Raw genomic sequence first — 8,466 nt, 5'->3', positions numbered from 1 at the left:
GTAGGCCGGCGGCGGGCCGGTGCGGGGCCGAACAGCCGACCCCCGCTCGCGACCGGGGCGCCGCCGCCGCGCGGGCCCCGGTCCCGGCGACGCCGTCAGGCGCCGGGCGCGGTCGCGACGACCACCGTGGCGCCGATCTCCTCGTCGGCCTCCACCTGTACCCAGAAGCCGTCGCCGGCGGCGATCGCCGCGGCCGTCTCCGCCTGGCGCTCGCTCGTCTCGAACAGCAGGCGCCCACCCGGCGCGAGCCAGACCGGCGCCGCGGCGCTCACCCGGCGCAGCGTCGCCAGGCCGTCGGGGCCGCCGTCGAGCGCGGTGCGGGCCTCGTGCTCGCGCGCCTCGCCGGGCAGCAGGCCGATCTCGCCCGTGGGGACGTAGGGCACGTTGGCCATCAGCACGTCCACGCGGCCGCGCAGCCCGCGCGGCAGCGGGTCGTAGAGGTCGCCCGTGTAGACCGTGCCGCCGAAGGCGGCGACGTTGCGCCGCGCGCAGGCGACCGCGGCCGGGTCGACGTCGGCGGCGTGCAGTTCGGCCCCGGGCCGGACCGCGGCCAGCGCGGCGCCCAGGGCACCGGACCCGCAGCACAGGTCCACCACCGCCGGCCGCTCGGGCGCGAGGGCCGCGGCCCGGGCCACGAGGAACTCGGTGCGCCGCCGCGGCACGAACACGCCGGGGTCGACGGCGACACGCAGGCCGGCGAACGCCGCCCACCCGACGACGTGCTCGAGCGGCACGCCCGCGGCGCGCCGCCCGACCTTCGCGTCGAGGTCGGCGGAACCGAGCGCGGCGGAGAACAGGAGGTCGGCCTCGTCCTCGGCGAAGACGCAGCCGGCGGCGCGCAGTCGGGCGACGACGGCGGGGTAGGCCGGTGCGGACCGCGCGAAGGGGGCGGCCGAAGAGGGCGACGGGTCGGGTATGGGCGAATGCGGCATCGGACGGCCTTTCGGGAAGCGTGAAGGTGCTCCCGCGGCGGTCTATGCCGGTTCGGCGACGGGGCCGCGGAGGGTGAGCACCCTGCCCGGTACGACGGAAACGGGTCTCACCTCCTCGGCCGGGCGCCCCTCAGGGGGACGCGGTCCGGTTCTGCCTGGTCGGACTACCGAACGCGGTCGTGCGGCTCGGCGAGCGCCACGGTACCACCCGGGTGCGCGGCGGTCCGCGCCGACGGCCGCCCGCCCTCACCGCCCGCCGGGACCCCCGACCCGGGACCCGCGGCTCACACGAGGCGGCTCCCGGACGCGCCGCCGGGCGCACGCGCACACCCGCCCGCTCCAGCGCGCGAGCCGCGCGTGCCACGCACGGGCCGAGATGCCGGCAAGGGACGCGACCTGGTCCACGACCACGCGGAACGCGCCGGTCCGCGCCGACGGCCGCCCGCCGGGACCCCGGACCCGCGGCCCGGGGCCCGCGGCGCGGCTCACACGAGGCGGCTCCCGGACGCGCCGCCGGGCGCACGCGCACACCCGCCCGCTCTAGCGGGCGAGGCGCGCGTGCCAGGCACGCGCCGAGGTGTCGGTGAGGGACGCGACCTGGTCCACAACCACCCGAAGCGCGGCGGTGCCGTCCGGAGCGCGCTCCCAGGCGGTGCGGAAGGGGCCGTCCAGGGTGGCGGGTGCGCGGCGCTGGACGGCGTCGACCAGTTCGGCGATGATCTCGCGCTCGCGGGCCTGGTAGGCCACCGCCTCGGACCGCGCCATAACGTAGTGGGCGGTCAGCGCCTTGAGCAGGGCGCACTCCAGCAGATTCCGCCGCGGGACGGCCAGGTCGGCGGCGTAGCGGGTGACGGGCCCGGGGCCGCAGGCCGCGCGGGTGGCCTGTTCGGCGGAGCGGCACAGCCGGCCGATCAGCTCGCTGGTCAGGTTCTTCAGCGCCGCCAGCGAGGCGAGGTCGCCGGAGAAGTCCTTGGGCCAGAACGGCTCGGCCATCAGACCGGCGAAGACCTCCTCCAGCTCGGCCGCCCCGGCGTCGGCGTAGAGGGAGGCGGCGACCGCGCACACCTCGGCGCGCTCGGCGCGGCTGTGCAGCGCGGGCAGCCGGATCATCCCGGCGTAGAGTGCGTCCTCCAGGTCGTGGACGGAGTAGGCGACGTCGTCCGCCCAGTCCATGACCTGGGCCTCGAAGCACAGCCGCGGCCGGCCGCCCGGCCCGGCGGCGGGCGCGCCCCCGCGGATCCAGTCGAAGACCCCCCGGTCGTCGGGGTAGCAGTTGAACTTGCGGCCGTCGCCGCCGCCGCGCGGCCACGGGTACTTCAGCGTGGCGTCCAGCGTCGCCCGGGTGAGGTTGAGGCCGGCGCTGGCCGGCTGCTCGGCGCCCTCGGAGAGCGCCTCTTCGCCGGGCGCCGCCCCGTCGACGAGGACCTTGCCTTCCAGCCGGGTAAGCAGCCGCAGGCTCTGTGCGTTGCCCTCGAACCCGCCGCAGGGTGCCGCGGCCGCGTCCAGCGCCTTCTCGCCGTTGTGGCCGAAGGGCGGATGCCCGAGGTCGTGTGCCAGGCAGGCCGCCTCGACCAGGTCGGGGTCGCAGCCCAGCGCCCCGCCGAGCTCGCGGCCGATCTGGGCGCACTCCAGGGAGTGGGTCAGCCGGGTGCGCGGGAAGTCGCTGGCGCCGGGCTGGACCACCTGGGTCTTCGCGGCCAGCCGGCGCAGCGCGAAGCTGTGCAGCACGCGCGCCCGGTCGCGCTCGAACGGGCCGCGCGCGCGGCTCTTGTCGGGTTCGGGGGCCCAGCGCCGCCGGTCGTGGGCGCTGTAGCCGCGCGGTGGGGTCTCATCGCTCGCTGCCATGGTCACGATCGACTCTACGCAACGGCACCGGCGAAGGTGCGCAGCGCACCGTGCGTCGAGCGGTCCGACCGGGCGGAGTCCGGACGCAGCCCGCAGGGCGGTCAGGCGGCGTCGACCTCGATGTCGCTGCTGTCGCCGAAGATCCAGTAGTACCAGAGCGAGGCCGTCTCGCGGGTGATGTACCACAGCTGGGTCTCCCGCTCGATCACCGCCGGGCCGGAGCGCGACGGCGAGGTGGCGGCCTCCATGCCGTGGTCGCCGGCCATCTGCCGGGAGCGCAGGCTGTGCCAGGGGTCGGTGACGATCACCACGCTGGACCAGCCGCGGTCCTCGAAGACCCCGGAGACGGCCTCGATGCTCTTCAGGGTGTCGTCGCCCTCTTCGACGGCGACGACGTCGGCGGCGGGCACGCCCTGCTCGACCAGCCAGTCGCGCCCCGATCCGCCCTCGGTGTAGTTGTCGCCGGGCTGGTTGCCGCCGACCGTGACGACGGCGGGAGCGACGCCCGCGCGGTAGAGGTCTTCGGCGTGGGCCAGCCGCGCCTCGAAGATCGGCGACGGGCGGCCGTTGTACTGGCTGGCCCCCAGCACCAGGATCGCGTCCGACGCCGGGCGCTCGTCGGCGCGGGCGGTGTACCAGACCCACACCCAGGTGGCGGGCGGCGCCGCCAGGACGAGCAGCAGGGCCAGCGCCACGATCCAGCGCACCCGGACGCGGCGCCGGCGGCGCGGGCGCGGTGCGGGAGCGGCGCCGCGCGGGCCGCGGTCCCCGGGGCCGTCCGGCCCGCCGGGACCGCCGCCGTCCGGTCCGGCGGAACGGCGCATGACCTGTGTCGCGTCCGCATCCCCGCCCTGCGCGCCGGAGGTGTCGAGGGAAGCGGCGCCGCCGTCGGCCGGGCGGGCGCCGCGCGAGAACGGCCGCGTCTCCTCGGCCCGGTCCTTCGGTGCACCGGACGCGGGCCGGGTGAACACCCGGGTGGCCTCGGCCCCGTTTTCCGCCCGGCCCCGCGTCGAAGCGGCGTCGCCGCGGCCCTCCCCCGCTCCTGGCACCAGCCACCCCCGGTCTCGCTCCTCGGACAAGCCCGACGATAACCGACGCCGCGACCTTCCCGAGCGGCTGTGCGACCGCGTGGCGGCCCCTCCGCCGGGGCCCGGCCCGGGTGCGCCGCCGCGGTCGGCGCACCCGGGCCCTGCGGGGACCGGCTCAGCCGCGCGCCGCGGCGCGCCCGGCCTCCAGCCGGGCCACGGGGACGCGGAACGGCGAGCAGGAGACGTAGTCCAGCCCCGCGCGGTGGAAGAAGTGCACCGAGTCGGGGTCGCCGCCGTGCTCGCCGCAGATGCCCAGCTTGATGCCGGGCCGGGCGGCGCGGCCCTCGGCTGTCGCGATCTCGATCAGCCGCCCGACGCCCTCGACGTCCAGCGACTCGAACGGGGACACGCCGAAGACGCCCTTCTCCAGGTAGGCGGAGAAGAACGACGCCTCCACGTCGTCGCGGGAGAACCCCCACACGGTCTGGGTGAGATCGTTGGTGCCGAACGAGAAGAACTCGGCGCTCTCCGCGATCTGCCCGGCCGTCAGCGCAGCGCGCGGCAGCTCGATCATGGTGCCGACCGGGAAGTCCAGCTCGACGCCGTACTCCTCGCCGACCTCGCGCAGCACGCGGTTGGACTCGTCGCGGATGATCTCCAGTTCCTGAACCGTCCCCACCAGCGGGATCATGATCTCGGGTCGGGGGCGGCGGCCCTCGGCGAGCAGCTGCGCGGCGGCCCGGGCGATGGCGCGCACCTGCATGGTGAACAGGCCGGGTACGACCAGTCCCAGGCGTACGCCGCGCAGGCCCAGCATCGGGTTCTGCTCGTGCAGCTTGTGCACGGCCTGCAGCAGCCGCAGGTCGTTCTCGTGGCTCTCGCCGCGCGACTCGGCGACCGCCACGCGCACCGACAGCTCGGTGATGTCGGGCAGGAACTCGTGCAGCGGCGGGTCCAGCAGCCGTACGGTCACCGGCAGGCCGTCCATGGCCTCGAACGCCTCGGCGAAGTCGTCACGCTGCAGAGGCAGCAGCCGGTCGAGGGCCTCCTGCTGCTCGGCCTCGGTGTCGGCGAGGATGAGCCGCTCGACGAGCTGGCGGCGGTCGCCGAGGAACATGTGCTCGGTGCGGCAGAGCCCGACGCCCTCGGCGCCCATGCGGCGCGCGCGGGCGGCGTCCTCGGCGTTGTCGGCGTTGGCGCGCACCCGCAGGCGGCGCGCGGCGTCAGCGTAGTGCATGATGCGGTCCACGGCGCGGACGAGGTCGTCGGCCTCGTCGGAGGCGGGGTCGATCTCGCCCTCGAAGTAGCGCACCACCGGTGAGGAGACCACCGGTACCGCGCCGAGGTAGACCCGGCCGCTGGTGCCGTCGATGGAGATGACGTCGCCCTCCTCGACGACCTCCCCGCCGGGCGCGGTGAGGCGGCGGTTCTTGGTGTCGATGCCCAGTTCCTCGGCGCCGCAGACGCACGTCTTGCCCATGCCGCGCGCGACGACGGCGGCGTGGGAGGTCTTGCCGCCCCGGCTGGTGAGGATGCCCGACGCCGACAGCATGCCCTCCAGGTCGTCGGGGTTGGTCTCGCGCCGGCACAGGATGACGTCCTCGCCGCTGCGCGCCCACTTGATGGCGGTGTAGGAGTCGAAGACGGCCTTGCCCACCGCGGCTCCGGGCGAGGCGTTCATGCCGGTGCCCAGCAGGTGGCCCTCGACGTCGTCGGCGAAGCGGGGGAACATCAGCTGGGCGAGCTGGTCGCCGGTGACGCGGGAGACGGCTTCGTCCAAGGTGATCATGCCCTGGTCGATGAGCTGGTCGGCGATGCGGAAGGCCGCGGCGGCGGTGCGCTTGCCGACGCGGGTCTGCAGCATCCACAGCTTGCCGCGCTCGATGGTGAACTCGATGTCGCACAGGTCGCGGTAGTGGTTCTCCAGCGTCTCCATGATCGACAGGAGCTCGGCGTAGCAGCGGCTGTCGACGCGCTCCAGGTCGGCCAGCGGGACCGTGTTGCGGATGCCGGCCACCACGTCCTCGCCCTGGGCGTTCTGCAGGTAGTCGCCGTAGACGCCCTGGCGGCCCGAGGCGGGGTCGCGGGTGAAGGCCACGCCGGTCCCGGAGTCCATGCCCAGGTTGCCGAACACCATGGCGCAGACGTTGACCGCGGTGCCCAGGTCCACCGGGATGCGCTCCTGGCGGCGGTAGAGCACGGCGCGAGGGGCGTTCCACGAGCCGAAGACCGCGCGGACGGCCAGGTCCATCTGCTCGCGGGGGTCGGCGGGGAACTCCCGGCCGGTGTGCTCGGCGACGATGCCCTTGAAGACGTCGACGAGCTTGCGGTGGTCGGCGGCGTCGAGGTCGAGGTCGCCGACGACGCCCTTCTGCCGCTTGACCTCTTCGAAGGCGTCGTCGAACAGTTCGCCGCCGATGCCCTGGACGGTCTTGCCGAACATCTGGATCAGCCGGCGGTAGGAGTCCCAGGCGAAGCGCTCGTCGCCGGACTGGGCCGCCAGGCCGTGCACCGACTCGTCGTTGAGGCCGATGTTGAGGACCGTCTCCATCATCCCGGGCATGGAGAACTTGGCGCCGGAGCGGACGCTGACCAGCAGCGGGTCGTCGGGCTGGCCGAGCCGCTTGCCCATCGCGCGCTCCAGGGCGCTCAGCTTGGCGCCGATCTCGGCGTCGAGGCCGTCGGGCATGGCGTCGTTGGCGAGGAAGTACCGGCAGGCCTCGGTGGTGATCGTGAACCCCGGGGGCACGGGCAGGCCGAGGTTGGTCATCTCGGCGAGGTTGGCGCCCTTGCCGCCGAGCAGTTCCTTGAGGTCCTTGCTGCCCTCGGCGAACTCGTAAACGTACTTGGGCACGGTGGCTCCCTGCTGTCGGAAGGACCTGAAGCGGCCGCTCGTCCTGGAATGCGCGCAACTCTACCCAGCTGACGCGTTACGACCTCTCACCCCACCCTAATACCGATGTTTTCGCAGGCAGAATCCTTTCGATAGGTCTATACCAATGGTCTGGACGTTTCCCTCCGCCCGCCAGGCCGGATCCGCGGCGGGACAAGAGCGGATGTGCGCGGCTGCGCAGGTGGACGAGGGTGGTGCGGACGGTGCCTGTGGGACGCACGGGGCGCCGGGCGGCGCCCCCTCCCACTGGTCCACTGCCATCGGCGCGCCGCGCGGGAGGGGCCAGCGGGGCGGCTGCGCGGCGGCGCCCACCGCTGGGAGGATGTGGACATGCCCGAAACAAGCGAACCAGTGCCGACCCGCTCCGACGCCGAGCGCCAGGAACGCATCATCGCCACCCTCGTCGACGCCTTCTCCGAGATGATGGAGGCCGACCCCGGCGCCTTCCGGACGAAGTTCCGCAAGATGGCCGCCGACCCCTTCGCCTTCTACCGCGGCAGCGCCTGCCTGTTCTACGCCGACGTCGCCGGACTCGACGACCCCTGGACCGACGAGCGCACCTCCCGGGTGTGGATCCAGGGCGACCTGCATGCCGAGAACTTCGGCACCTACATGAACGCGCGGGGCGCGCTCATCTTCGACGTCAACGACTTCGACGAGGCCTACCTGGGCCACTACACCTGGGACGTGCGGCGGTTCGTGGCCAGCGTCGCACTGCTGAGCTGGCGCAAGGCGTTCTCCGACGAGGACATCGACGCGCTGGTGGCGACCTATGTGCGCGCCTACGTCGACCAGGTGCGCCGCTTCGCCGAGCACAGCGGGGACGAGGCCTTCTCGCTGCGGCTGGACACCACCGACGGCCCCATCCGCGACGTGCTCCAGCGCAGCCGGCTGAACAGCCGCGTGACGCTGCTGGACTCCATGACGCAGGTGGAGGACTACGATCGCCGGTTCCGCGACGGGGCGGGCGTGCGGCGGCTGGGCGCCGAGGAGCGCGAGGCCGTGTGCGCGGCGTTCGACGCCTACCGGGCGACGATCCCCGACGACAAGCGCTACGACTCCATCGCCTACCGGGTCAAGGACGTCGTGGGCAAGGCCGGGTTCGGCATCGGCAGCGCCGGGCTGCCCGCCTACAACGTGCTCATCGAGGGCTTCAGCGAGGCTCTGGACAACGACATCGTGCTGTCGATGAAGCAGGGCAACGTGGCCGCGCCCGCGCGGGTGGTCACCGACCCCGACATCAAGCGGTACTTCCTGCACCACGGCCACCGCACCGCCGTTTCCCAGCGCGCGCTCCAGGCGCACGCCGACCCGCTGCTGGGCCACACCACCTACGACGGCGTCGGATTCGTGGTCTCCGAACTCTCCCCCTACGTCGACGACCTCGACTGGAGCGACCTGACCGAGCCCGACGAGATCGCGTCGGTGCTGGCCTACCTGGGCCGCGCCACCGCCAAGGCGCACTGCGTGTCCGACCGCGACTCCGACCAGTCGCTGGTGTCCTTCCAGACCGAGGAGGCCATCATCGAGGCGCTCGACGGGCGCGAGGAGGAGTTCATCGCCTGGAACACCGGGTTCGCCCGCCAGTACGCCGAGCAGGCCCGAAAGGACCGCGCGCTGTTCGTCGAGGCGTTCCGCGGCAACGCCATCCCCGGTGTCCGCTCCACCGGCGCCACGCGGGCCCGCGCCTGAGTCCGCCCGGCGCGCCGGCGACCCGCGGGCATCCGCCGGCCGGCCGCCGACGCGCCGCCTGTGCGCAGAGCCACAC

5 protein-coding genes are annotated in these 8,466 nt (G+C 74.1%); 1 reads left to right on the top strand and 4 read right to left on the bottom strand.

Going from position 1 to position 8,466, the window contains the following annotated elements; genetic code table 11:
* Positions 1-95: 95 nt before the first annotated feature.
* The 4 genes from ABEA15_RS23120 to ppdK form a co-directional block, all read right to left on the bottom strand.
* Complete coding sequence (locus ABEA15_RS23120; protein ID WP_345559012.1) at positions 96-932, bottom strand: putative protein N(5)-glutamine methyltransferase; 837 nt, start codon at positions 930-932, stop codon at positions 96-98.
* A 540-nt stretch (positions 933-1,472) separates the two neighbouring features.
* Entirely contained in the window at positions 1,473-2,777 is a 1,305-nt protein-coding gene (locus ABEA15_RS23115) for a deoxyguanosinetriphosphate triphosphohydrolase (RefSeq protein ID WP_345559010.1), read from the bottom strand.
* Between the two features lie 101 nt (positions 2,778-2,878).
* Complete coding sequence (locus ABEA15_RS23110; RefSeq protein ID WP_345559008.1) at positions 2,879-3,856, bottom strand: YdcF family protein; 978 nt, start codon at positions 3,854-3,856, stop codon at positions 2,879-2,881.
* A gap of 124 nt (positions 3,857-3,980) precedes the next feature.
* Positions 3,981-6,659, bottom strand: coding sequence for a pyruvate, phosphate dikinase (gene ppdK / locus ABEA15_RS23105; RefSeq protein WP_345559006.1), 2,679 nt, complete (start codon positions 6,657-6,659; stop codon positions 3,981-3,983).
* A 369-nt stretch (positions 6,660-7,028) separates the two neighbouring features.
* Here ppdK and ABEA15_RS23100 point away from each other — a divergent pair, with 369 nt between their 5' ends.
* Positions 7,029-8,390, top strand: a complete 1,362-nt coding sequence (locus tag ABEA15_RS23100; RefSeq protein ID WP_345559004.1) for a DUF2252 domain-containing protein — start codon at positions 7,029-7,031, stop codon at positions 8,388-8,390.
* The last annotated feature ends 76 nt before the right edge of the window (positions 8,391-8,466 follow it).

Origin of the sequence: Streptomonospora halophila, assembly GCF_039542725.1 — a bacterium.
Taxonomy (GTDB): domain Bacteria; phylum Actinomycetota; class Actinomycetes; order Streptosporangiales; family Streptosporangiaceae; genus Streptomonospora; species Streptomonospora halophila.
Note: the sequence above shows the minus strand (reverse complement) of the source record. Positions and strands in the feature narration are given on the sequence as shown.

What these genes read in the sequence shown, in the direction of transcription:
- ABEA15_RS23120 (WP_345559012.1), bottom strand. Translation starts at nt 932, where the DNA reads ATGCCGCATTCGCCCATACCCGACCCGTCGCCCTCTTCGGCCGCCCCC.
- ABEA15_RS23115 (WP_345559010.1), bottom strand. Translation starts at nt 2,777, where the DNA reads ATGGCAGCGAGCGATGAGACCCCACCGCGCGGCTACAGCGCCCACGAC.
- ABEA15_RS23100 (WP_345559004.1), top strand. Translation starts at nt 7,029, where the DNA reads ATGCCCGAAACAAGCGAACCAGTGCCGACCCGCTCCGACGCCGAGCGC.